We start from the raw sequence: 22,485 nt of genomic DNA, 5'->3' as shown, positions 1-22,485 counted from the left end.
ACTTTGCAACAGTGCCTTATTTTTCATAAAGAGAATTTGACCTTCAGTCATGATGTAGCACAATCGGCAATAAATAAACTCATGTTTCAGATGCTTGCTGCATTTGCAGAGTTTGAACGCTCCATGATCCGTGAGCGTCAAAAGGAAGGAATTGCAAAAGCCAAAGCGAAGGGCTTATATAAGGGAAGAAAGCGGAAGGTTGACTATGTTGAAATACGAAAAGCAATGGCTGAAGAAAATTCAACATTTAGAGGTGTTGCAGAAAAGTTTAAAGTAGGGATAGCAACAGTACAAAGAGCTTTAAAAGAAGAAACTAATAATCAATAAGGTTGATTAATGAAGACGCTTAGATATTCAAATTTAGAAAAGATCATGACCATTTATACTGAAATTTCTACTTATATTACATTTCATAATGCGACTGGTTTAACAGATATAAATAAATCAATGGAAGATTTTTGAACCGTACCGGGTTTGTCGGAGACCAAGCTTTCTGAGAGAATGTCCCGATGAAAAAAGTAAAATATACCCCTGAAATCAGAGAAAGAGCGGTTCAATTATTGATTGAATCCGAGAAAGATTATCCATCGAATTGGGCTGCGATCACCGCTATTGCTCCCTGAGCAGTATACTGCGCAAGGGTTGTACTCCTGAAACACTACGTGTTTGGTATCAAAAATATTTAGATAAACAAAATCCAGTTAAAGTACAGCAGCTTTCAGACCAAGAACGTATCAAACAACTCGAACGCGAAAATAAAGAACTGCAACGCGCCAATGAAATTCTACGTAAAGCAGCCGCTTTTTTCGCCCAGGCGGAGCTCGACCGCCCACACAAATAATGGTGGATTTTATCCATAATAATAAAGAGCTGTACGGAGTCGAGGCGATTTGTAGAATTTTACCGATCGCACCTTCAACCTATTACCGGACTCTAGATCTCTGTGAAAATCCAGAACATCGAGCAAAGCGAGATTTACATGACTTGCATCATGCTGAGGAGATTAAACGAATTTGGAAGGAAAGTTCAGGTCGGTATGGTGTACGTAAAGTCTGGCAAAAACTGAAACGTGAAGGCTATATTATTGCGCGCTGTACTGTTGCTCGATTAATGCAAAAGCTAGGTATAAAAGGTGTTTGGCGTGGTAAGAACAAACAAACCACCCGTAGCCGAGATGATCAAAAACGAGCGGATGACTTGGTAAAACGTAATTTTACTGCTGATCATCCTGACCAACTGTGGGTGAGTGACTTTACGTATATTCAAACAAATTCAGGCTGGGTTTATACTGCATTTATTATTGATGTGTTCTCACGAGCAATTGTTGGATGGAAAGTATCGACACGGATGAATACAGATATGGTGCTCGATGCATTGGAGCAAGCATTTAGGGCGGCAGAGGGGGCTGGAACGCTGAGTGCGCCCATGCCGCATTGCGAAGCAAAAGATAATCGGATAAAATGTAGCAATTCATATTCGTAAGCGTGGAGTAATCAGATGGGAAATTCCAAGTCAGCAGACAAGTAAGCCGCAACAACCAGTATTGTTGTTGCGGCGCTCTGTAAGGCTAGTCTCATCTGATTGCTGACGAGCAGACGTCGCCCGGTATTCCTTAATCGAGGGTTGATTCGTCATGACCACCACACGCCCCGCGTGGGCCTATACGCTGCCGGCAGCACTGCTGCTGATGGCTCCTTTCGACATCCTCGCTTCACTGGCGATGGATATTTATCTCCCTGTCGTTCCAGCGATGCCCGGCATCCTGAACACGACGCCCGCTATGATCCAACTCACGTTGAGCCTCTATATGGTGATGCTCGGCGTGGGCCAGGTGATTTTTGGTCCGCTCTCAGACAGAATCGGGCGACGGCCAATTCTACTTGCGGGCGCAACGGCTTTCGTCATTGCGTCTCTGGGAGCAGCTTGGTCTTCAACTGCACCGGCCTTTGTCGCTTTCCGTCTACTTCAAGCAGTGGGCGCGTCGGCCATGCTGGTGGCGACGTTCGCGACGGTTCGCGACGTTTATGCCAACCGTCCTGAGGGTGTCGTCATCTACGGCCTTTTCAGTTCGATGCTGGCGTTCGTGCCTGCGCTCGGCCCTATCGCCGGAGCATTGATCGGCGAGTTCTTGGGATGGCAGGCGATATTCATTACTTTGGCTATACTGGCGATGCTCGCACTCCTAAATGCGGGTTTCAGGTGGCACGAAACCCGCCCTCTGGATCAAGTCAAGACGCGCCGATCTGTCTTGCCGATCTTCGCGAGTCCGGCTTTTTGGGTTTACACTGTCGGCTTTAGCGCCGGTATGGGCACCTTCTTCGTCTTCTTCTCGACGGCTCCCCGTGTGCTCATAGGCCAAGCGGAATATTCCGAGATCGGATTCAGCTTTGCCTTCGCCACTGTCGCGCTTGTAATGATCGTGACAACCCGTTTCGCGAAGTCCTTTGTCGCCAGATGGGGCATCGCAGGATGCGTGGCGCGTGGGATGGCGTTGCTTGTTTGCGGAGCGGTCCTGTTGGGGATCGGCGAACTTTACGGCTCGCCGTCATTCCTCACCTTCATCCTACCGATGTGGGTTGTCGCGGTCGGTATTGTCTTCACGGTGTCCGTTACCGCGAACGGCGCTTTGGCAGAGTTCGACGACATCGCGGGATCAGCGGTCGCGTTCTACTTCTGCGTTCAAAGCCTGATAGTCAGCATTGTCGGGACATTGGCGGTGGCACTTTTAAACGGTGACACAGCGTGGCCCGTGATCTGTTACGCCACGGCGATGGCGGTACTGGTTTCGTTGGGGCTGGTGCTCCTTCGGCTCCGTGGGGCTGCCACCGAGAAGTCGCCAGTCGTCTAACCGACGACTGGTAGCAGGCCCGCTCCGATGCGGCGCACTAACCATCGAAACCTCGTGAATGTCGGTATCCTGTCTGGCAGGATACCGCTCATTTCCCTTGTTCAGTTCATCGCCGTCGCCGAGCATCTGAATTTTCGGCATGCGGCCAAGGCACTTGGTATCAGCCAGTCGAGCGTCAGCGCGCGTGTGAAAGCGCTGGAGGATAACCTTGGTGTCCTGCTATTTGAGCGCCATGCGCGGGGCGTTCGGCTAACAGACGCAGGCAGGCACTTCATGGAGCGTGTCACGGCGGGTGTCGATCAACTCGATCACGCAGTGAAGACCGCAGGCATGACAGCTCAAGGAGAATACGGCCGGCTTCGCATCGGCATCCATGCCTTAATCCCACGCAGCTTTCTCACGGAGCTGATCCGTCATTATCGGGAAGAACATACGGGCATTGAGGTTGAGATCACCGAAGGCACAGCCCGCGATGCGGTGATGCAGCTTCGTGCTGACCAGCTCGACGTGGTGTTCGTCGCGGGCAAGCCCGAGATGCCCGACTGCCATACACGACCGATCTGGACCGAACCGCTGGTGGCCGTGCTATCGGATGGGCATCGCCTCGCCGGGCAGTCCGCAATCACTTGGTCCGATCTGGTCGGCGAGACTTTCATTGTTCGCTATGGTGGCACCGGCCCGCAGGTCCATGACCATATCGTGCTGCGCCTTGCCGGGCGTTGGCCCGCACCGTCGATCCGGCGCTTTGATGTGGGGCGCGACACGCTGCTATCTATGGTCGGACAAGGCTTCGGCATCACTATCGTCGGCGAGGCAACGTCATTGTTGCCGACGACCGGCATCGTCTTCCTGCCCTTCCTCGATGAACCGGAGCCGGTTGCCTTTACAGCCGTCTGGTCGCCGTTCAATCGCAACTCCGCACTGAAAAATCTACTCAACCTCGCAGGCAAAATGAAGCGTGACGGCGATTCGCCCAATCGTTTCCTGGATGGCACTCGACCGGCACGATAACGGCACAGGCGATCCATCCTATTTGCCGCCGATAGTATCCGGCAGCCCTCCGGCATCCTCTTTCCTGTTGCCCGTCCCGATTTTGCCTACTCTCTGATCGGCTCCGTCTCTTTTGCCGACTGGAGCCTGCATTGCGCGGAGGCCGAATCCTTTGGGGTCAGATCGCCGTAGTCATCACCATCGTTCTGGTGATGACACTGAGAAATTTGACGATAATCAAAATACTGACCTGCAAAGAAGCGCTGCATACGTCGATAAAATGATTGTGGTAAACACTTGATGGGCAAGGCTTTAGATGCAGAAGAAAGATTACATGTTTGCTTTAAAATAATCACAAGCATGATGAGCGCAAAGCACTTTAAATGTGACTTGTTCCATTTTAGAGATTTGTTTAAGATAAGATATAACTCATTGAGATGTGTCATAGTATTCGTCGTTAGAAAACAATTATTGTGACATTATTTCAATGAGTTATCTATTTTTGTCGTGTACAGAGATTATTATAGAAGCCCCCATGAATAAATCGCTCATCATTTTCGGCATCGTCAACATAACCTCGGACAGTTTCTCCGATGGAGGCCGGTATCTGGCGCCAGACGCAGCCATTGCGCAGGCGCGTAAGCTGATGGCCGAGGGGGCAGATGTGATCGACCTCGGTCCGGCATCCAGCAATCCCGACGCCGCGCCTGTTTCGTCCGACACAGAAATCGCGCGTATCGCGCCGGTGCTGGACGCGCTCAAGGCAGATGGCATTCCCGTCTCGCTCGACAGTTATCAACCCGCGACGCAAGCCTATGCCTTGTCGCGTGGTGTGGCCTATCTCAATGATATTCGCGGTTTTCCAGACGCTGCGTTCTATCCGCAATTGGCGAAATCATCTGCCAAACTCGTCGTTATGCATTCGGTGCAAGACGGGCAGGCAGATCGGCGCGAGGCACCCGCTGGCGACATCATGGATCACATTGCGGCGTTCTTTGACGCGCGCATCGCGGCGCTGACGGGTGCCGGTATCAAACGCAACCGCCTTGTCCTTGATCCCGGCATGGGGTTTTTTCTGGGGGCTGCTCCCGAAACCTCGCTCTCGGTGCTGGCGCGGTTCGATGAATTGCGGCTGCGCTTCGATTTGCCGGTGCTTCTGTCTGTTTCGCGCAAATCCTTTCTGCGCGCGCTCACAGGCCGTGGTCCGGGGGATGTCGGGGCCGCGACACTCGCTGCAGAGCTTGCCGCCGCCGCAGGTGGAGCTGACTTCATCCGCACACACGAGCCGCGCCCCTTGCGCGACGGGCTGGCGGTATTGGCGGCGCTGAAAGAAACCGCAAGAATTCGTTAACTGCACATTCGGGATATTTCTCTATATTCGCGGTTCAGCAGGCATGTCCCCTTTGAGGGCGACCCGACGACAGGATAATCGACCTTATGGTGCGCAAATATTTCGGCACAGACGGTATTCGTGGCAAAGCCAACGAAGGCGCGATGACGGCGGAAACCGCCTTGCGCGTCGGCATGGCGGCTGGCCGTGTCTTTCGTCGCGGTGACCACCGCCATCGTGTCGTGATCGGCAAGGATACGCGCCTGTCGGGCTATATGCTTGAACCCGCGCTCACAGCCGGTTTCACCTCGATGGGCATGGACGTATTCCTTTTTGGCCCGCTGCCGACAACGTATAGGAAGAATAAACGCCCTTTTCACCCAAGTCCAACAGCTTTGGACCGCAGTTGACTCTTTCGACACCCCTGCGATGCAACCCAATCCGGCTGACGGGGAGCCAGCAACGCTGAAAATTTACCCTCCTCTTTCCCACTAGCGGCTCCTTTTCCGACAACCAGCACGGCGGATCCCTGCCGCGGCGCTGTGAACGCAGCATTTTGATTGGTATCGTTGGCCTTCAGGCTCGTCAGTCAAACAGACCCAGGAGCAGCTCAGCCGGTGGCGCCCGGCTTTCGGGTAACGCCCTGGTCCCGCTGGTTTCGGCTTTGTGCTTCAGGTGATCAAGGATCTGCTTGATCACTATAGGGTCTTCAATGCAGGCGATGACTTTCATGGCGCCGCCGCAGCCGCTGCAGGTCTCGATGTCGATATTGAAAACACGCTTGAGCCGTTGCGCCCATGTCATCGACGCTCGCCGTTGTGCTGGTGTTGCCGGTTCATCAGCCACCCTGACCTTGTTGCCCCTGCCCCGTTTTGCCGGCGTGACCAACGCCCGGTGCCGACTGTTGGGTGCGAACACCCCGTGGAAGCGGGTTAGGTTGACTCTGGGCTTCGGTACCAGGGCGGCCAGCCTTGCAATGAAATCCAATGGTTCGAAAATGACGTGCGTGGTGCCGTCCCGGTACGGCGTCTTGAGCTGGTAGCGCACGTTGCCGCCTCGTGTTAACGACAGCCGCTTCTCGGATACCGCCGGGCGGCTGATGTACCGGCACAGCCGTTCGAGCTTCTTGCGTTCATCGGCCCTGGCCGCCACGCCGGCGTGCAGGCTGGACCCGGCTACCTTGCCAATCCCGTCACCGAACGGATCACCACTGGTCGGCAGAGTTTGCAAAGTGAACACCTTTCGCCCCGCCTGTGAACCGACAGCGATACGGTAAGTGATCGAGTGCCCCAGCAGGGGTGTCATCGGGTCGTCATCCACCGCATCCGAGGCCAGATAGCTGTTTTCGACATCCCGTTCCAGCAGGCCTTGCCGTTCCAGATAGCGACCCACCCGGTGGGCGATGGTGTGCGTCAGCGGCACTGTTGCAAATAACCACGAATGGTAAGCTGAAGACTGTTTTAGCTAAAGGTGCAGCATATGAATCCTTTCCATGGTCGGCATTTTCAGGGCGAAATCATTCTTTGGGCTGTGCGCTGGTATTGTAAATATGGCATTAGCTATCGTGAACTGCAGGAAATGCTGGCCGAACGGGGTGTGAATGTTGATCACACGACTATTTACCGTTGGGTTCAACGTTATGCTCCTGAAATAGAAAAACGTTTACGCTGGTATTGGCGTAATCCTACAGATCTGAGCTCGTGGCATATTGATGAAACCTATGTAAAAGTGAATGGACGATGGTCTTATCTGTATCGTGCAGTCGATCAACGTGGCGATACCATTGATTTTTATCTTTCTTCTAGACGTAATACCAAATCAGCATATTGTTTTCTTGGAAAAATTTTAAATAATGTGAAGAAGTGGCAAATTCCACAAGTGATCAACACGGATAAAGCACCCACATATGGACGTGCTTTATCACGGTTAAAACGGGAAGGTAAATGTCCACCAGACCTTGAGCACAGGCAGATTAAGTATAAAAATAACGTGATTGAATGTGATCATGGCAAGCTAAAGCGGATCATCAGGGCCACATTAGGATTCAAATCTATGAAGACGGCTTATGCCACAATTAAAGGTATTGAAGTCATGCGTGCACTACGTAAAGGACAAGCATCGTCATTTTATTATGGTCAGCCTCAGGGTGAAGTGTGTCTAATCAACAGGGTTTTCGGTCTCTAAGTACTTTTTAAAGGGAACATCATCGACTCAAATCTCTATTTGCAACAGTGCCTTTACAAGTTAGTGAATAGCTTATTGGGATTAGCAACTAAATTTAGTTTAACTTATAAAAATCATGAAACACTGTTCGAATTTTAAGCGTGGAACGTGAAAAATCACAAAAAAAGCCCACCTTGGGGAAGGTGGGCTATCAACTAGAAACTACAGCATTGATTTCTAAGTGGAATTATAACGCATTACGTATAAGGTGTATTATGTTAATTTTAGAAAAATTTAAGAATCTTTACGTAATGGTTTGTTCAATATTTTTGATTTCTTGTCTTTTAGATCAATCAGAAATAACCAATAACATAAGCCAGGAAATAGAGCCAGAAAGCTAGCCCATGTTTCGGTATACATCTTCCACCAATCTTCAGCAATCTTTCCAGTATGCCCCCATCCTAAAAGAATAAAAAATGGAGTAGCAATAATTAGAGAGGTAATACAGATGGTTAATAAATTAAGACTGTTATAACGATTTAAAAGAATTGAGAATATGTAGCTAAAAGGCACAGTCAAATAGAAATATAAAGATATAAAAAAACAGTCGAAGTTTATACTTCGACTGTTTAAATTACATAGAAAGAAAGTTAAAGCAAATTAAACCAATTAATGCTGAAGCTGCAAGGACGTACATCACTTTGAGCTGGAAATGAAATAAGCCAACCAAAGCTACAAGTGCAATTAACGCAGCAACAATATCGAAAGAGCCGTTAAAACCTGTTGGCCAAAGTACATGATAAGCAAAAAATAGGGCAAGGTTAAGAATCACACCAACAACTGCGGCTGTAATAGCCGTTAACGGAGCTGTAAATTTGAGCTCATTATGTGTTGATTCGATAATTGGTGCACCAGCTAAAATAAAAACAAAGGAAAACAGGAAAGTAAACCAAGTGACTATGCTTGCTCCAATGGTGCCCGCCAAGAATAAATGATCTGAGCCTAAGATTGCTTGATTGAATGCTCCTAAAAAGCCAACAAATGCGACCACCATAATTAAAGGGCCGGGCGTGCTTTCACCTAGAGCTAAGCCATCTATCATTTGAGTCGGACTTAACCAACCGTAATAGCTTACAGCACCCTGATAAACATAAGGCAATACTGCATAGGCACCACCAAAGGTGAGCAGGGCCGCTTTCGTAAAGAACCAAGCCATTTGGGTGTAAGTATGATCCCACCCCAGCGTTAAGCTTAGGCTCAGGATTGGAATAAACCACAGTAGACCACCAATTAGCAGAATACTGCCCAATCGTTTCCAGCTAAAGATCGCATGTTCAGGTGTAGGAGTATCATCATCAATTAAAGCACGACCATAATCTTTTTTACTCTGCTGGTGTGCGTTTCCACCAGAAAATAGGCTTGGATATTTTTTTCTGGTTAGATAACCAATGATTGCGGCAGAGAGCACAATTAAAGGAAAGGGTAAGTTGAAGAAAAATATAGCAATAAATGAAAGGGCTGCAATCAGCCATAAAAATTTATTTTTAAGTGATCGACTGCCGATTCGATGTGTTGCATGAAAAACAATGGCAACAACAGCAGGTTTAATACCGTAAAAGAGCCCTGCAATAATGGGTACATCACTAAATTTTACATAAACCCATGAAAGACCAATTAAAATAAATAGTGAGGGTAGTACAAAAAGAATCCCTGCAACTAAACCACCGACGGTTCTATGCATTAACCAACCGATATAAGTTGCTAATTGTTGTGCTTCAGGACCCGGTAAGAGCATACAATAGTTCAGTGCATGCAAAAATCGCTTCTCTGAAATCCACCGCTTTTCTTCAACCAGTTCTTGGTGCATGACCGCAATTTGACCTGCGGGCCCCCCAAAACTAATGAACCCCAATTTAAGCCAGAATAGGAATGCTTGCCAAAATGAAACTGACTGTATCTCTTGTTCTGGTTGTATAACAAGTTCTTGTTCCATGATTATTCTCTTGATAGGTTGGCATATAAGCCATCGAAAATGTGATTCGATAATGCAAATAATTGGTCATCGTCACTTATCTGACTTCGAATTCCTTGAATAACTTTTTCAATACCGATCGCTTCTGGAGGCTCAATTCCTCCTACATCAAGGTAATGAACAATTTCAGCGATTTTCTTTAATGCGGGTGTTTCTAGATCAAAACTATGTAAAAGAACTTCGAAGGTCACCCAATGATTGACATGACTGAAAGTTGCACCATCAAAATCGAATCCAAATGCATCTTTGGGGCAGTCACTTGGCGTTTCTAACCAAATGAATGTTGGTGAGGTATCTATAAAAGTCTTGATTAGCCATGCAGAAGCTAGACGATCAATCCAAGGCCTTTGTCGTGTTGCCCAAATTCTGTTTTGATAATTACCTTTATCCAGATGTTGAATATGAGCTTGTATAGCTTTAGGTTCATTGACTTCACCTAGACGTGCAATAGTGAGTTCCAATAAGGAAAGTTCATTAAGAACCTGTACTTGAGTCTCATCTGGATAATAGTCAATGTCTACAAGTGCATCGATGCTTTTTCTTAATTTACGAATCTGTTTGAGTAGTTCTTTCTTATCATCTTTAGTTTGACGATCTCTTATTTCCGTGAGTTGTTTATAGAGGGTTTCGTACTCTTCTTTTCGATTGAAAATAGGTGCGAGTTCAAGATTTAAAGGTGGCTCTGCGTAAAACATATAAGCAGTTCCTTGTTCAGAAACAACATCATTAGCAATAGAGGTAAACTTCTCACTATGATTAATAGGGAGTATGTAGACCCCATCTCTAAGGGTCGCGGCACCACTTGCTTTCAAAGATCGCCAGACTCTCATCCGAGTGCTTGTGTTCTGTGTAGGCAGAGATGTTATGAGCAAAGAAATAGACATGTAGTATACTCAACATATTTGTAGAATATATTACTAATAAATTTTTAAACTTCAAAGACGAATAAATGATTTCCTATAGTAGGAAAAATATTAAGAAAATATTTATCCAGAACATATTTAAATTGAGGGTGTTATGGAAAAGGGAGCAATAATTTCAGATTGCAGTAAATATCGTTATTCTCTATGGCGTATCTGGGATAAAGAGAAACCAATGTTTTCTTTTATTGGTTTGAATCCCTCAACTGCAGATCATATTCAAGATGATCCCACTATCACTCGTTGTATCAACCTTGCCAAAAGTTGGGGTGGCGGTGGTATTTATATGGCTAATCTCTTTGCATATAGAGCAACTGATCCACAAGAAATGATGTCTCAAGAAGATCCCATTGGCTCAGATAATGATTTTTACTTAAGCGAAATAGCTTCCAAATCCCAAAGAATTATTGCTTGTTGGGGTAATAATGGGGGGTATCAACAAAGGTCCTCTACTGTAAAAGAACTATTAAAGGGTAAACTTTATTATCTAGAATTGAATAAAACAGGTGAACCAAAACATCCTCTTTACATCCATTCTGAAACTCAAATTAAGCCCTATTTAACATAATGGCTGTTATACGAACTATCTTTGTAATGCATATTGCATTACAATATTCTCATGCATTCAATAAATGGGAAAATGATGGCTACTGTTAATTTCAGGGTCGATGAAGCCCTTAAAGAAAAGTCTTATTCCATCCTAAAAGAACAAGGAATTGCACCTACTGAGTTCTTTACTAATATTCTTGAATATATTGCTACGACTGGAAAGCTTCCAGTACAAAAAGCTTTACTCTCAGAAGAGGATACCGAGCTATTAGCGATTGTTCGTAAACGTGTTAATGATCCTAAAGAGATGTTCGAGGAAGTCACATTAGATGACTTATAAGCTTTTACGTCATAAGGACTTCACTGCAGAATGGGAAAAGCTTCCTAGTGCTATACGAGATCAATTCAAGAAAAAATTAGCTAAGGTAATAGAGCAACCACATATTCCAAAGAATATGCTTAAAGGTGATCTTGCAGGCTGCTATAAAATAAAATTATTAAAAGCTGGTGTCCGACTTGTTTACCAGGTCAAAGATGATCAGGTAGTTATTTTGCTAATTACCGTTGGAAAACGAGCTGATAGCATTGTTTATGATGAAGCAAAAAAGCGGATAAAAGACTAAAAATGGGAGCTGCATGCCCCCATTTTTGGCTTCGTATAACGTGCATTATGTTAATTTTAGGAGATCTATACAATTCTGTACTTTTTCACAATCATAGAAAAAGCAAATAAAATACTTATCCAAAATAAATAATCAATAAAAAAATTGAGAAAAACAAATTGATCCATGCCGATGAAAATAAATAAAGGATTGATACTTATACTTCCGACTGGAGAGGTTTCACCATCTATAAGGAACTGTAGAGGAAATCCCCCAGCTATGACTTCAACTTCTCCAAGCTTATCTACAACTATGCGGTCAACTAATATATTTTTTTGATAAAGCAAAGATACGTAGGTCAAAATAATTGCTAAGAAATTAAAATATAAAAATTTTTTCATAATTTTATCTCATATATCTATTAATTTTAACAATTTTTAATCAGAGCCTTTTGGAATAATTTGCTTTAATTTCTCTATTATTATTTTATCAAAAAATTCCTTTAATATGAAAAAATTAGAATTTATTTTATTAAGTTTACTTGCAGCCTGTAGTCCAGTTACAGAAAAAATTGAATCAAATATAGTTGTTCCACGTATTCAATATACGGGGGGAGCAGATAATGCAAGTTATAGTGAGGCTAAGCTTATTAGGGAAGGTAAATGCCTATACCTAGAACATGCTGATGGATCTAAAGTTCTGCCAATTTTTGCTACAAAAACTCTAGATTGGGATATGGAAACTAAGAGCCTAAAAGTAGATTCGGATACTTATTTTTTAGGTGATAAAGCAGCATATGGAGGCGGAGAATCCTATCCTCTAGAAAAAAATAATTATTCTTGGATAACTGAAGTAGATCCTAGCTGTGATACCTCAAAAGTTATAGTTATTAGTCGACTCATAAGACCAATTGAACAGAACTACCAAAATGAAGAATAGCCTATTTTACTGTCTTGCATTAGTTTTAATTATAGGATGCCAACCATTAGAAAAGAATGGATATATTTCTATTAAAAATTGGACCAATGCCCCAATCACAGATCTTAAAATAACTTATATCAGTGCTCAAAAAACTTATAGCTTAGGTACTCTTTATCCTTATTCGGAATATAAATACGCCATCAACTATGAGCAGCATAATGAGGATTCAATAATCTTTTCATATGTAGATAAAAGTCATAAAAAGATTAATCAAGAAGTAGCTACATATGCAGCCAAATATGATAGGAGAATTTATGAAATAATTATTCAATAGAATATAAATTTATATAGAAATTACAATTACTAATTGAACGAAAGAGCTTCTATTTGAAGTTTCAAAAACTGGAGTTTTCCACCAATCTAACCTCCATTTAACATAATGGCTGTTATACGAAATTAATGGATGTCCGTATAGATTACTTGCATATTGTATTCGATCGAATACAATATAGTGAGAAGATAAGGAAGCCTCATGATTGAAATTAAACGTCTGCCAGAATTTGATGAATGGTTAGATGGCATTAAAGACAATATGACCCGTATTCGCCTAAATCGTAGACTAGATAAGGTTCAACGTGGAAATTGGGGAGACATTAAGCCTCTCCAAGATGGCGTTTGGGAAATGAGAGAATTCTTCGGTTCTGGATGGAGGATGTATTACATCCAGCATGGTGACGTAGTGATTGTAATGCTTGGAGGCGGAGATAAATCGACTCAACAACAAGACATTGATCGTGCAGTCAAACTATCGAAAACATTGGAGGATTAAAATGGTTAAAGTCGCTGATTTACCAAGTTTTGATATGGCTGAGTCACTCAAAACTGAAGAAGACATTGTGATGTATCTCAACATAGTTCTTGAAGAAAATGATCCAGCTGAATTAGCTCATGCCCTTGGCGTAATTGCCAAAGCTCGTGGCATGACTCAAATCGCTAAAGAAGCAGGGATTGGACGTGAAGCACTTTACAAAGCCCTACGTCAGGATTCAGCACCACGTTTTGATACGATTAATCGTGTAGTAAATGCATTAGGCTTAAAACTCACTGTACAACACGCCTAAAACTTTAAAAAATATAGTAAAAATGGGAGCTTATAGCTCATACGCGCCAACTTAAGCCATGTTGATGATATTTCATACACTCTGGTGCCTCCTAAATAACATTGAAATATCATCTGTAAATCGTTGTAATTTCCTCTTCCTAGGCCGCTCCGACATACTTTTAATACTGCTTGCTAGATTGGCTTCAAAGCTTGGATATTCTGCTAACAAACTGTATTTAATCTGATCATTCAAGTCTTGAATTAGCCGCCAAGGACTTAAGTTTCGGTTTTTATCGAGTAAACTAACACCATGATTAAAATAATGTTGTTTATAGATTTTCTCTACTAAAACTGCGTAAAGTAGCTTTCCGAGTAAATAAACCTCAGCTAATTTACCGTCTTTTTTAGCCCTTAGTAAATCTATGTTAAGCAAGCTTTTTAATCGTTTTATATATAGTTCGATTTGCCACCTGGCTTTATAAATATTTTGAACTTGAAGCGTACTAAGAACCTGCGGCGGAATCGTTGTAAATACCAGCATCCAGTTCGTTAAGTAAAGTGTTTGAGCTCTGACTTTTCGCCCATTTTTCTTAGCAAAGGTCATCATTTCTCGACGTTCATTCTCTGCAACTTTTGTGTTTTTAGCTATCGCATGGACATAACCCTTGATCCTCTTATCGCCTAAAATCATATAACACTCAATCACCTGATTTTTCTCAGACCGTGATATAAGTTGCTGATGCCAATCAATCTTAAGCTTTTGATTATTCGAATTAAATGTATAGAGAGGCATGGAGTTCGGTGTATATCTGACAATGACATCAGCGCCTTGATCGACTGTCGGCATAATGGTTTGAACTCGACTATAGCCACGGTCAGCCACAAAGACATAACCCTCACGAAGCTGATAATGCTGAAGTTTTTCGCCAACTTTGTCTGTTGTAACAACAGCATCAGTGAGCGTTAAATCCATCAAATCTATGCCGAGATGTAGTCTATAGCTCGTTTGTGTCGCACCTGGTTCCTGAACGGTAGAGCCATCTACAGCTATAAATTTTAAATCGCCTTCTGTATGGTTATGATCTGTGGTAAGAGTTTCTTTTAAAAGTGATTTAATCCAGTCAGCACAAGATATTAATCTCTTTTTTACGGCTTCGTCGCTGATTGCGGAATAAGTTTCAGTGAATTTTCCAGCGCATGCTCTTAAAGACAAATCGAGGCCACAATACAGCATAAGTAATTTAAACAGTTCTAAAGGCGATTTAATTTTTCTAGCCCGTTGAAAAGCATTACAATTTATCGCCATTTGTTCAATATTTGAAGGAAGTACTTGTAATAACTGTTGAAAATGAATCATGATACGCCACGGTGGTTGTGTTTTGTGTTAGCGCATTAATAAATACAACCACCTTTTTTATTTTTCAAGCGATAATTATAATATATTTCAACAGTTTAAGCCTTAAGTTGGCGCGTATGAGCTTATAGCTCCCATTTTTTGACTTCGTATAACGTGTATTATGTTAATTTTAGAAATTCTAAAAAAGGGATAGTTAAAAACTATCCCTTTATCTTGTAAGAATTATCTTAGTAATAATACTGGTTTTGTAGAGCTTGATAACAATTTGGTCGTCGTACTACCAATAAAAAACTGGCGTATTTTTGAGTGACCATATGCACCAACCACCATCATATCAATAGCGTTTTTCTCTTGGTAATCTAATATTGATTTCTCGATATCACCTTCAAGTACGATATCAATTACATTAAAACCATTATTTGCAAGCAGCTCTTTTGCCCAAGTAACTTGAGATGTCATATCACTATTTGGCTTACCAACATATACCACATGAGCTGTCAGGTTTTTTAATAAAGGGCTATTGGCAATTTTTTCTACACAAATGCGTGCAGTCTGACTTCCATCAAAAGCAATTAAAAAAGACTTAGGTGGACTAAAGAGTGCAGATGTTATTAATACGGGTTTATGAAGGGCACGAACAACATTTTCAATATGGGTTCCAACTTTACTGGAATCATGCTCAGTTTCAGTCCCATGCTTACCCATAACAAGAACTCGAATGTCTTCTTCCATTCCCATAATTGTTTCTAAAAGACTGCCATGGCGTTGAAAACTTTGAGCATCAATAGAAAACTTCTCCAATAGATAATTCTTTGCTTCCCGAAGAAGAATCTGACCATGTTCTAGCTCAATTTTTCCCTTACGTTCTTCGAGTTCAACTAACTCGTTTAGCAAGGTTTCTCGACTTCCTAGACCAATTGCACCACTTAAATCTTGTGGGGCTTTCGCTTTTGGCTTATCAATGACATGCAATAGTTTAATAGGTGAACTAAGTTTATCGCTAAACCAAGCTGCATAATCACACACAGTATTTGTTACTAATGATCCATCAATACATGCAATAATTTTTGACATAACTAATCCCTCTTAGTGGCTATTTAAGCGATCTAAAGCATCTGGTTTGTCGTGGATACCAAACTTATCGACTAATGTTTTACTAGCTTCATTCATTCCAATAAGTTCGACTTCTGTTCCTTCACGTCTAAACTTAATGACCACTTTATCTACGGCAGCGACCGCAGACACATCCCAGAAGTGAGCCTGACTAACATCAATCACAACTTTTGAAAGTGCTTCTTTGAAATCAAATGCAGAAGTAAATTTATCTGCTGAGCTGAAGAACACTTGACCTGTTACCGTATAAATACGGGTATTTTCAGGTTCATTAAATTCGGACTGAATTGCCATGTAACGTTCAATTTTATTGGCAAAAAATAATGCAGAAAGAAGTACACCGACTAATACGCCATAAGCCAAGTTATGTGTTGCAACGACCACGACGACTGTAACGATCATCACGATATTGCTAGAAACTGGATATTGGCGAATATTTCGTAATGAATCCCAGTTAAATGTTCCGATTGCTACCATGATCATGACCGCAACCAGTGCAGCCATTGGAATGACTTTGAGCCAGTCACTGATAAACACCACCATAATTAACAGGAAGACCCCAGCACTAAATGATGATAAACGGGTACGTCCACCAGATTTCACATTAATAATGGATTGACCAATCATGGCACAGCCTGCCATTCCGCCTAAGAAGCCAGAAGCGACATTGGCAACACCTTGTCCTTTACACTCACGGTTTTTATCACTATTGGTATCGGTTAAATCATCCACAATTGTTGCGGTCATCATAGATTCAAGCAAACCGACGGCTGCTAATCCCAGTGAATAAGGCAAAATAATAGCTAAAGTTTCAAGATTTAAAGGAATATCAGGAAGTAAGAAAATTGGTAGCGTATCTGGTAATTGCCCCATATCGCCTACGGTTCTTACATCTAAACCAATGAACAAGGCAAAGAGCGTAAGGAGGACAATACAAATGAGAGGAGAGGGTAAAAGCTTCCCTATCACTGGGATATAAGGGAATAGATAAATAATAGCTAAACCTCCAACTGTCATCGCATAGACATGCCATGTCACATTGGTGAGTTCAGGCAATTGAGCCATAAAAATTAGAATAGCTAAGGCATTCACAAAGCCAATCACGACTGACTTTGATACAAACCGCATCAGAGCACCTAATTTTAGATAACCTGCTAGGATTTGAATAAATCCTGTCAAAATTGTGGCTGCTAATAAGTATTGCAGACCATGCTCTTTAACCAGTGTGACCATTAATAAAGCCATTGCACCAGTTGCAGCAGAAATCATACCAGGGCGACCACCTACGAAAGCAATCACGACTGCAATACAGAATGAAGCATATAGCCCGACTTTAGGGTCGACACCTGCAATGATGGAGAAGGCAATTGCTTCAGGAATTAGAGCCAAAGCAACAACAATACCCGCAAGAACATCCCCGCGAATATTGGAGAACCATTGTTCTCGAATAGTGGATAACATGAAAATAGCCTATTTTTTTAAATTTTAGGAAAGGCTAGTGATGTGATATATGACACACAAGCTACTACACCACATCACTAGACAGTGATGAGTTATTTACTGAATTAAGAGGTAAATAAACTTATGGTGGCGTAAGTGTCATATTAAGAAAGATATCTATTTTGGAGGATTTCGGGGGCAATGATAGCAGTTAGACTCTTTTCTATCCACCCTAACCGCAGTATCGAAGTAAAAGTATAGAATTATCATAGATAATTTTAGAATTGATTTATGTCCATTTAACATAATGGGCGTTATGCGAAGTCAAAAATGGGAGCTTAAGCTCCCATTTTTATCGATGATTTTTTAAATCTTTCAGCATTGCTTCACGCAGAATTTCATTCATTCGTGTTTGATAGCCTTTACCTTGAGCTTTAAACCATGCAAGTACATCAGCATCTAAACGGATGGAAGTCTGTTGCTTCACTGGACGGTAAAATTGATTTTGGCGTACAGCATTACTCCAGTCTGTAATTTCAGGAATATCTGATAGATCTAGCTGATCATCAGGAACCGTGCCTTTAGCAAGCAAGCGTTGAATTTCAGCATCTTGCTTCTCACTAAATTTTTCATTCAGTTCTTTGCGTGAGTATCTAACCATGCTCATATTTATCTCGCTCCGCTTTAGTTACCTGTCTTGCACTAATGATTCGTATGATTTCACAGTCATCTTCATCAAAGATGGTGTGAGCCACCAATAACATTAGTACGCCTTTTACTTTTCCAATGGTTTGCCAACGTTCTTCACCATCGGTATGTCTGTCTTGGATTGAGATCCGTAATGGATCTTCAAAAACAAGGCTTGCAGTTTCGAAAGAGATATCATGCTTTTTCTGATTCTTTCGATTCTTAGCCTCATCCCATTCGAAATACTGTTTCATAAAAAACATTCAAATTTGTATATACAATAATGTATCACAAAATTGTATCACTCAAGTTGAGAAGCGTAATTTTTAGTCAAATTTATTGGCAAGAACTATCAAAACTGCTCATAAAAAAGCCGACTTGTTTCCAAGTCGGCTTTTGAACATCATCGAGCAAATAATTTATATCATAAGTTTTTGATTTTTATATTTTTCAATTTGTGCATTTCGTATAACGCCCATTATGTTAATTTTAGTTTTCCTTAATACGACAAAAATATCTACTTCATTTCACGAGAATTTCTTTTGCTAAAAGTTCTTCTTTCGTTACACCGAAATATCTTATTTCTAATTTAGGCCTGCCTAACATCTTTAAAAGATTGTTTTCATCATTTATATTTTTTATAGCTTTGCTTACACAATCAATTACGTCATTAGTTTTAGAAATAGCTTCTTTTTCAGATACTTGATCGCTTACTTTTCGAGATATTAAGTCATCAAAATATATCCTATATTCTTCACAAACTAGATAAAAATAAGGGTCTAATCTATCTAAATCATATTCAGATTCAAAGGGTTTACGATCTAATAAATCTTTTTCAGGATAAATAATCAATTGTCCTGCATCGAACCAAAACTCCACAGAAAAATTATCAAACTCAATTCCATTTAAATCATTACTAAAATTTTGAAAATACTGTAATAAAAGATTTTCTATATCCTCTAAAAACTCTTTATTCTTAATATCAAATATTAAAGATTCATTAGAAATAGCTTTGATACAATCTTCTTGAATATCTAACCCCTTTAAAGTCATTTTTACTCCATTTAAATTTTTAGGTTTTGGTGCATTAAGAATTTTGATTAACTTAACATAATGGCGGTTATACGAAATTCACCGTTTCGAGCCCCAAATATCAAGTTTATTTCTTGCATAAATGTATCCTATAGGATACATTCTACTTATGTACTCAATATATACCACTGAAGTCTTTGATGACTGGTTCACCAAGTTAAAAGACCAGCAGGCAAAAAGACGCATACAAGTCCGAATTGATCGGGTTGAAGATGGAAACTTTGGAGATACTGAGCCGGTCGGTGAAGGTGTTTCTGAATTACGTTTCTTCTTTGGGCCAGGCTATAGGATTTATTACTGCAAGCAAGGGCAAAGGGTTGTTATTCTTTTAGCAGGCGGAGATAAGTCTACGCAAAGTAAAGATATAAAACTTGCCCTGCAATTGGCACAAGATTTAGAGGAGGAGCTATAAATGGCTATTAAACTTCGCAAATGGGACAGTGCTGAGCATCTTAAAACAGAGGATGATATGCAGGCTTACTTACAAGCATGTATTGAAGAATCTAATGGCGATGCCGCATTCATTGCAAAGGCTTTAGGTAACATTGCAAAAGCTAAAGGAATGGCTCAATTATCACGAGATACAGGCTTAGGCCGAGAAAGTCTTTATAAAGCACTTTCTGGTGATGTTAACCCTAGTTTTGATACTGTGATTAAAGTTGTAAAAGCACTGAATTTACGCTTAGCAATTTAAAAAAAGTTATTAAAAAATGGAGCTTTAGGCTCCATTTTTTAATTTCGTATAAGGTGTATTATGTTAATTTTAGAAATTCTTAATTTCCATCTATCCAAACTTGCTTGATCCAATCTGCTAAATCTTCCCACTGCTCATCGCTATATCCATCTGCTGTCCAATATCTAATTTTATGATTAGGAGATAGGCAATAATAACTACCATTATCGTAAGCGTCCGCTGAACCCCATGCCTATTTTTTAATTCGATTTAGGTTTCCAGCGGTGTGGCAGTAACTCTTCAATTTGGGTCACTTTGTGTGTCGGCAGCCTTTTCAGCACATCACTTAAATAGGCATACGGATCCAAGCCATTCAGCTTTGCTGACTGGATTAACGTCATGATGTTTGCCGCTCGCTGACCACTGCGCAGCGAACCTGCAAACAGCCAGTTCTTGCGCCCCAAGGCCCAGGGACGCATCTGATTTTCAATCCAATTATTGCAAATCGGTAGATTGCCATCATCCAGATAGCGGCTTAAAGCTGGCCAACGCTTCAGAGTGTAATTGATGGCCTTGGCGGTGGGAGAACTCGATGGCACTGTCAGATAATGTTGGTTGAGCCATTCATATAGTTGTTGCATCACTGGTTGACTATGCTGTTGTCGGTATTCGCGGCGGTCTTCCGCTGTACCATCGGTCTTTTTCCTGAGCTCTGCTTCTATCGCATACAGTTTCTGAATCAGCACTAATGCCTGTTCAGCGACCTGACTTTTCCCAGTTACATGCAGTTCATGGAATTTACGACGTGCATGCGCCATGCAGCCCACCTCTATGACCTGGCCTGATTTAAAGCGTGCTTTATAACCACTGTAATCATCACAGACTAGATAACCCTGCCAGCCTTTCAAGAACTCTGCAGCATGCTGGCCTGAACGACTATCCTGAAAGTCATAGATCACCGCCTGAACTGGATTGTACTGTGTAGTGGCATAGGCCCAGACATAACCTTTCTTCGGTTTTTTCTCATCATCACCCATCCGCATGATGGTGACCGGCGTTTCATCGGCATGGATCACCCGCTGTTGCAGCACCACCTGTTTTAAGGCATTGGCCAGAGGTTCCAGTTCCACACCGCAGCGACCAATCCAGTCAGATAAAGTAGATCTGGACAGATCAATGCCCGCCCGCTGATAGATCAGGCGCTGACGGTACAGCGGCAAATGATCGGCATATTTCGATACCAACACATGGCTGAGCAGTTCAGGTGAAGCAATGCCTTTATCAATCACATAGGCGGGCATCGCTTGCTGAGTCAGGGTGTCACACTGATCACAGACCCATTTACCACGCACATGCTGTTCCTTATAGAACTGTGCCGGTCTGAAATGCAGTTTTTCACTGACATCTTCGCCGATACGACGTAACTGGCAGCCACAACTGCATTGGGTTGATGCAGGTTCATGCTCAATACGGATGGTGTGTAGATGATCTGGCAGTGGTCGACGTTTAGGTTTGTTGACTGTGGCTTTCTGTGTCCCTGCATCGGTTTTATCTGCATTTAATCGTTCTAATTCCAGATCAACGGCTGCGATATCTTCTTCGACCGCTTCGTCCCATAGATGGATTTGTTTTGCAGTGAGATGTTCGTTTTTACTGCCGAATTTGTGCTGTTTAAACAGCGCCAGTTCATGCTCGTATTTTTGGTTGAGAATAGAAAGATGTTGAACTTTGGCATCTAATTGCTGGTTTGATTGTGCCAAAGACTGATGCTGCATCGCCAACTGCCTGGTGAATTCCAGCAGTTGTTCATGGGTCAGTTGGCTTAAGTCAGGCAGCGTATTCATGACCCCAGTATGCCTGAGGTCATGAAGAGAATGAAATAGAACGTTTGGAGAATAGCAGAATGGATCAAGCTAGTTTAGAGCATTGTGACCACTTGCTGTCGTCCAATGCGCTGCCAGGGCAAACCCTGGATTAATGCCTGTAACTGTTCCGGGCTGAGGGCCACGGTTTCACCTTGGTGAACTTGAGCCCAGTGGAATTTTCCCTGTTCCAAACGCCTGGCACACAGCCAGATGCCCAGTCCATCATGTACCAACACTTTCATACGATGGCCACGTTTATTACAGAACAGGTAAGCACAATGCGGTTTAATGTAGCCAAAGGCTCTCACCACCTGAGCCATGACAGTATCCATCCCTGCTCGCATATCCAGAGGTTGGGTAGAAAGCCAGATTTCATCAATGCGGATCATGTTGCAAGTGCCTTGAGTAATTCTGCTAAAGCAGATATTTCTGATACTTGCCATTTCAAGCCAATTTCTGCTTTTGAGTGGGGTAAAGTAATTTGAACCGTTAACATGTCAGTAGGAGTAGGATCTAGTGGTGCAGAGCAGGATAAGGCAATAAATGCAGGTTTATTCGGTAGTGGTGAGCGATCATTCCCAGGCTTAGCATCAATTAAGCGAATCCATTTGGATACAAGATTTGTATTCAATCCATGTTGCAAAGCGACCGAAGCAATTGAAACGTCCGGTGCTTTACAAGCCTGAACGATCTGCTGTTTAAATTCAGCACTGTATGTTCTTCGTTTTTTCGCAAGAGATGCGATGGATGTCTGGTGATTTGTAGTCATAAATTTTAGTCCCCACTTGTTTTTAAGTGGGG

The 22,485-nt window shown here is 42.5% G+C and carries 27 protein-coding genes, 5 pseudogenes and 1 other annotated feature; of the genes and pseudogenes, 16 read left to right on the top strand and 16 right to left on the bottom strand.

Translation table 11 applies throughout. The annotated features are described in order from the left end of the window. The first annotated feature begins 81 nt into the window (after positions 1-81). From LZP46_RS15405 to LZP46_RS15390, 4 genes and pseudogenes are all read left to right on the top strand, one after another. The gene (locus tag LZP46_RS15405) at positions 82-327 is read left to right on the top strand and encodes a recombinase family protein (protein ID WP_015060298.1); all 246 of its coding nucleotides are present in this window, start codon (positions 82-84) and stop codon (positions 325-327) included. Positions 328-509: 182 nt separating this feature from the next. Then, positions 510-1,482, top strand: a pseudogene (locus LZP46_RS15400) (IS3 family transposase). Continuing rightward, positions 799-915, top strand: a sequence feature (AL1L pseudoknot). (Overlaps the previous pseudogene by 117 nt.) 151 nt (positions 1,483-1,633) lie before the next feature. Continuing rightward, entirely contained in the window at positions 1,634-2,848 is a 1,215-nt protein-coding gene (floR, locus tag LZP46_RS15395; RefSeq protein WP_000214119.1) for a chloramphenicol/florfenicol efflux MFS transporter FloR, read from the top strand. Positions 2,849-2,902: 54 nt separating this feature from the next. Continuing rightward, a complete protein-coding gene (locus tag LZP46_RS15390) occupies positions 2,903-3,859 on the top strand; it encodes a LysR family transcriptional regulator (protein WP_023434863.1) in 957 nt (318 codons plus the stop codon). A gap of 197 nt (positions 3,860-4,056) precedes the next feature. Here the strand turns inward: LZP46_RS15390 and LZP46_RS15385 are convergent. Then, positions 4,057-4,284: pseudogene (locus LZP46_RS15385) on the bottom strand (IS4-like element ISAba33 family transposase); the annotation flags it as partial. Between the two features lie 89 nt (positions 4,285-4,373). Here LZP46_RS15385 and sul2 point away from each other — a divergent pair. Both sul2 and glmM read left to right on the top strand, forming a co-directional pair. Further along, the gene (gene sul2, locus LZP46_RS15380; RefSeq protein WP_001043260.1) at positions 4,374-5,189 is read left to right on the top strand and encodes a sulfonamide-resistant dihydropteroate synthase Sul2; all 816 of its coding nucleotides are present in this window, start codon (positions 4,374-4,376) and stop codon (positions 5,187-5,189) included. 86 nt (positions 5,190-5,275) lie between these two features. Next, positions 5,276-5,518 (top strand): annotated as a pseudogene (gene glmM / locus LZP46_RS15375) (phosphoglucosamine mutase); the annotation flags it as partial. A 235-nt stretch (positions 5,519-5,753) separates the two neighbouring features. On the opposite strand, the pseudogene LZP46_RS15370 reads toward glmM, so the two are convergent. Continuing rightward, positions 5,754-6,584: pseudogene (locus LZP46_RS15370) on the bottom strand (IS91-like element ISCR2 family transposase); the annotation flags it as partial. Between the two features lie 63 nt (positions 6,585-6,647). Between LZP46_RS15370 and LZP46_RS15365 the strand changes: the two are divergent. Next, positions 6,648-7,352: an IS6-like element IS1006 family transposase gene (locus tag LZP46_RS15365; protein WP_001067784.1), complete on the top strand. Its 705-nt coding sequence runs from the start codon at positions 6,648-6,650 to the stop codon at positions 7,350-7,352. A gap of 273 nt (positions 7,353-7,625) precedes the next feature. Here LZP46_RS15365 and LZP46_RS16380 read toward each other — a convergent pair. The 3 genes and pseudogenes from LZP46_RS16380 to LZP46_RS15355 all read right to left on the bottom strand — a co-directional run. After that, positions 7,626-7,919, bottom strand: a pseudogene (locus LZP46_RS16380) (hypothetical protein); the annotation flags it as partial. Positions 7,920-7,965: 46 nt separating this feature from the next. Then, positions 7,966-9,324 carry a chromate efflux transporter gene (gene chrA / locus LZP46_RS15360; protein WP_019838421.1) on the bottom strand — a complete coding sequence of 453 codons (1,359 nt, stop codon included), beginning with the start codon at positions 9,322-9,324 and terminating at the stop codon, positions 7,966-7,968. A gap of 2 nt (positions 9,325-9,326) precedes the next feature. After that, positions 9,327-10,247 (bottom strand): chromate resistance protein ChrB domain-containing protein, encoded by a 921-nt coding sequence (locus LZP46_RS15355; protein ID WP_236095237.1) that lies wholly within the window; start codon positions 10,245-10,247, stop codon positions 9,327-9,329. A gap of 133 nt (positions 10,248-10,380) precedes the next feature. On the opposite strand from LZP46_RS15355, the gene LZP46_RS15350 reads away from it, so the two are divergent. The 3 genes from LZP46_RS15350 (at position 10,381) to LZP46_RS15340 (ending at position 11,455) form a co-directional block, all read left to right on the top strand. Then, positions 10,381-10,851, top strand: a complete 471-nt coding sequence (locus LZP46_RS15350) for a DUF1643 domain-containing protein (RefSeq protein WP_039048355.1) — start codon at positions 10,381-10,383, stop codon at positions 10,849-10,851. Between the two features lie 75 nt (positions 10,852-10,926). Next, the gene (locus tag LZP46_RS15345; protein WP_026438268.1) at positions 10,927-11,172 is read left to right on the top strand and encodes a type II toxin-antitoxin system RelB/DinJ family antitoxin; all 246 of its coding nucleotides are present in this window, start codon (positions 10,927-10,929) and stop codon (positions 11,170-11,172) included. Next, entirely contained in the window at positions 11,162-11,455 is a 294-nt protein-coding gene (locus LZP46_RS15340; protein ID WP_004733298.1) for a type II toxin-antitoxin system RelE family toxin, read from the top strand. Before LZP46_RS15345 ends, LZP46_RS15340 begins: the two co-directional genes overlap by 11 nt. Positions 11,456-11,520: 65 nt before the next feature. On the opposite strand, the gene LZP46_RS15335 is transcribed toward LZP46_RS15340, so the two are convergent. Beyond that, positions 11,521-11,835 (bottom strand): hypothetical protein, encoded by a 315-nt coding sequence (locus LZP46_RS15335; RefSeq protein WP_005108843.1) that lies wholly within the window; start codon positions 11,833-11,835, stop codon positions 11,521-11,523. 106 nt (positions 11,836-11,941) lie between these two features. Between LZP46_RS15335 and LZP46_RS15330 the strand changes: the two genes are divergently transcribed. From LZP46_RS15330 to LZP46_RS15315, 4 genes are all read left to right on the top strand, one after another. After that, entirely contained in the window at positions 11,942-12,373 is a 432-nt protein-coding gene (locus LZP46_RS15330) for a hypothetical protein (RefSeq protein WP_018680121.1), read from the top strand. After that, complete coding sequence (locus LZP46_RS15325) at positions 12,363-12,689, top strand: hypothetical protein (RefSeq protein WP_005108845.1); 327 nt, start codon at positions 12,363-12,365, stop codon at positions 12,687-12,689. The genes LZP46_RS15330 and LZP46_RS15325 overlap by 11 nt, the downstream gene beginning before the upstream one ends. Positions 12,690-12,887: 198 nt before the next feature. Then, a complete protein-coding gene (locus LZP46_RS15320) occupies positions 12,888-13,184 on the top strand; it encodes a type II toxin-antitoxin system RelE/ParE family toxin (protein WP_004647749.1) in 297 nt (98 codons plus the stop codon). 1 nt (position 13,185) lies between these two features. Continuing rightward, complete coding sequence (locus LZP46_RS15315; RefSeq protein WP_070155664.1) at positions 13,186-13,476, top strand: addiction module antidote protein; 291 nt, start codon at positions 13,186-13,188, stop codon at positions 13,474-13,476. Between the two features lie 72 nt (positions 13,477-13,548). Here LZP46_RS15315 and LZP46_RS15310 read toward each other — a convergent pair whose 3' ends face one another. The 6 genes from LZP46_RS15310 to LZP46_RS15285 form a co-directional block, all read right to left on the bottom strand. Then, positions 13,549-14,814 carry a transposase gene (locus LZP46_RS15310; protein ID WP_178319675.1) on the bottom strand — a complete coding sequence of 422 codons (1,266 nt, stop codon included), beginning with the start codon at positions 14,812-14,814 and terminating at the stop codon, positions 13,549-13,551. 222 nt (positions 14,815-15,036) lie between these two features. Continuing rightward, the gene (locus LZP46_RS15305; protein ID WP_070155662.1) at positions 15,037-15,888 is read right to left on the bottom strand and encodes a universal stress protein; all 852 of its coding nucleotides are present in this window, start codon (positions 15,886-15,888) and stop codon (positions 15,037-15,039) included. 12 nt (positions 15,889-15,900) lie between these two features. Beyond that, positions 15,901-17,388 carry a SulP family inorganic anion transporter gene (locus LZP46_RS15300; protein WP_004870779.1) on the bottom strand — a complete coding sequence of 496 codons (1,488 nt, stop codon included), beginning with the start codon at positions 17,386-17,388 and terminating at the stop codon, positions 15,901-15,903. 331 nt (positions 17,389-17,719) lie between these two features. Further along, positions 17,720-18,034 (bottom strand): BrnA antitoxin family protein, encoded by a 315-nt coding sequence (locus tag LZP46_RS15295; protein ID WP_236095236.1) that lies wholly within the window; start codon positions 18,032-18,034, stop codon positions 17,720-17,722. Continuing rightward, positions 18,021-18,308, bottom strand: coding sequence for a BrnT family toxin (locus LZP46_RS15290; RefSeq protein WP_004971241.1), 288 nt, complete (start codon positions 18,306-18,308; stop codon positions 18,021-18,023). Before LZP46_RS15290 ends, LZP46_RS15295 begins: the two co-directional genes overlap by 14 nt. Before the next feature lie 268 nt (positions 18,309-18,576). After that, positions 18,577-19,107, bottom strand: a complete 531-nt coding sequence (locus LZP46_RS15285) for a hypothetical protein (protein ID WP_000172759.1) — start codon at positions 19,105-19,107, stop codon at positions 18,577-18,579. A gap of 148 nt (positions 19,108-19,255) precedes the next feature. Here LZP46_RS15285 and LZP46_RS15280 point away from each other — a divergent pair, with 148 nt between their 5' ends. Both LZP46_RS15280 and LZP46_RS15275 read left to right on the top strand, forming a co-directional pair. Continuing rightward, positions 19,256-19,558, top strand: a complete 303-nt coding sequence (locus LZP46_RS15280; RefSeq protein WP_000286964.1) for a type II toxin-antitoxin system RelE/ParE family toxin — start codon at positions 19,256-19,258, stop codon at positions 19,556-19,558. Further along, entirely contained in the window at positions 19,559-19,840 is a 282-nt protein-coding gene (locus tag LZP46_RS15275; protein ID WP_000985609.1) for an addiction module antidote protein, read from the top strand. 79 nt (positions 19,841-19,919) lie between these two features. Here the strand turns inward: LZP46_RS15275 and LZP46_RS15270 are convergent, their stop codons facing one another. The 4 genes from LZP46_RS15270 to tnpA form a co-directional block, all read right to left on the bottom strand. Then, entirely contained in the window at positions 19,920-20,009 is a 90-nt protein-coding gene (locus LZP46_RS15270) for a hypothetical protein (protein ID WP_236095261.1), read from the bottom strand. Between the two features lie 70 nt (positions 20,010-20,079). Beyond that, complete coding sequence (gene tnpC / locus LZP46_RS15265; protein WP_236093705.1) at positions 20,080-21,663, bottom strand: IS66 family transposase; 1,584 nt, start codon at positions 21,661-21,663, stop codon at positions 20,080-20,082. Positions 21,664-21,737: 74 nt separating this feature from the next. Further along, a complete protein-coding gene (tnpB, locus tag LZP46_RS15260; protein WP_000618087.1) occupies positions 21,738-22,073 on the bottom strand; it encodes an IS66 family insertion sequence element accessory protein TnpB in 336 nt (111 codons plus the stop codon). Beyond that, on the bottom strand, positions 22,070-22,453 hold the full coding sequence (gene tnpA / locus LZP46_RS15255; protein ID WP_004691518.1) for an IS66-like element accessory protein TnpA: 384 nt from the start codon (positions 22,451-22,453) through the stop codon (positions 22,070-22,072). Before tnpA ends, tnpB begins: the two co-directional genes overlap by 4 nt. Between the last annotated feature and the right edge of the window lie 32 nt (positions 22,454-22,485).

The sequence above is a fragment of the Acinetobacter sp. SCLZS86 genome, from assembly GCF_021560715.1.
In the GTDB taxonomy this organism is placed as follows: domain Bacteria; phylum Pseudomonadota; class Gammaproteobacteria; order Pseudomonadales; family Moraxellaceae; genus Acinetobacter; species Acinetobacter towneri_A.
The sequence above is the reverse complement of the archived record's forward strand: the minus strand, read 5'-3'. Positions and strand labels throughout refer to the sequence as shown.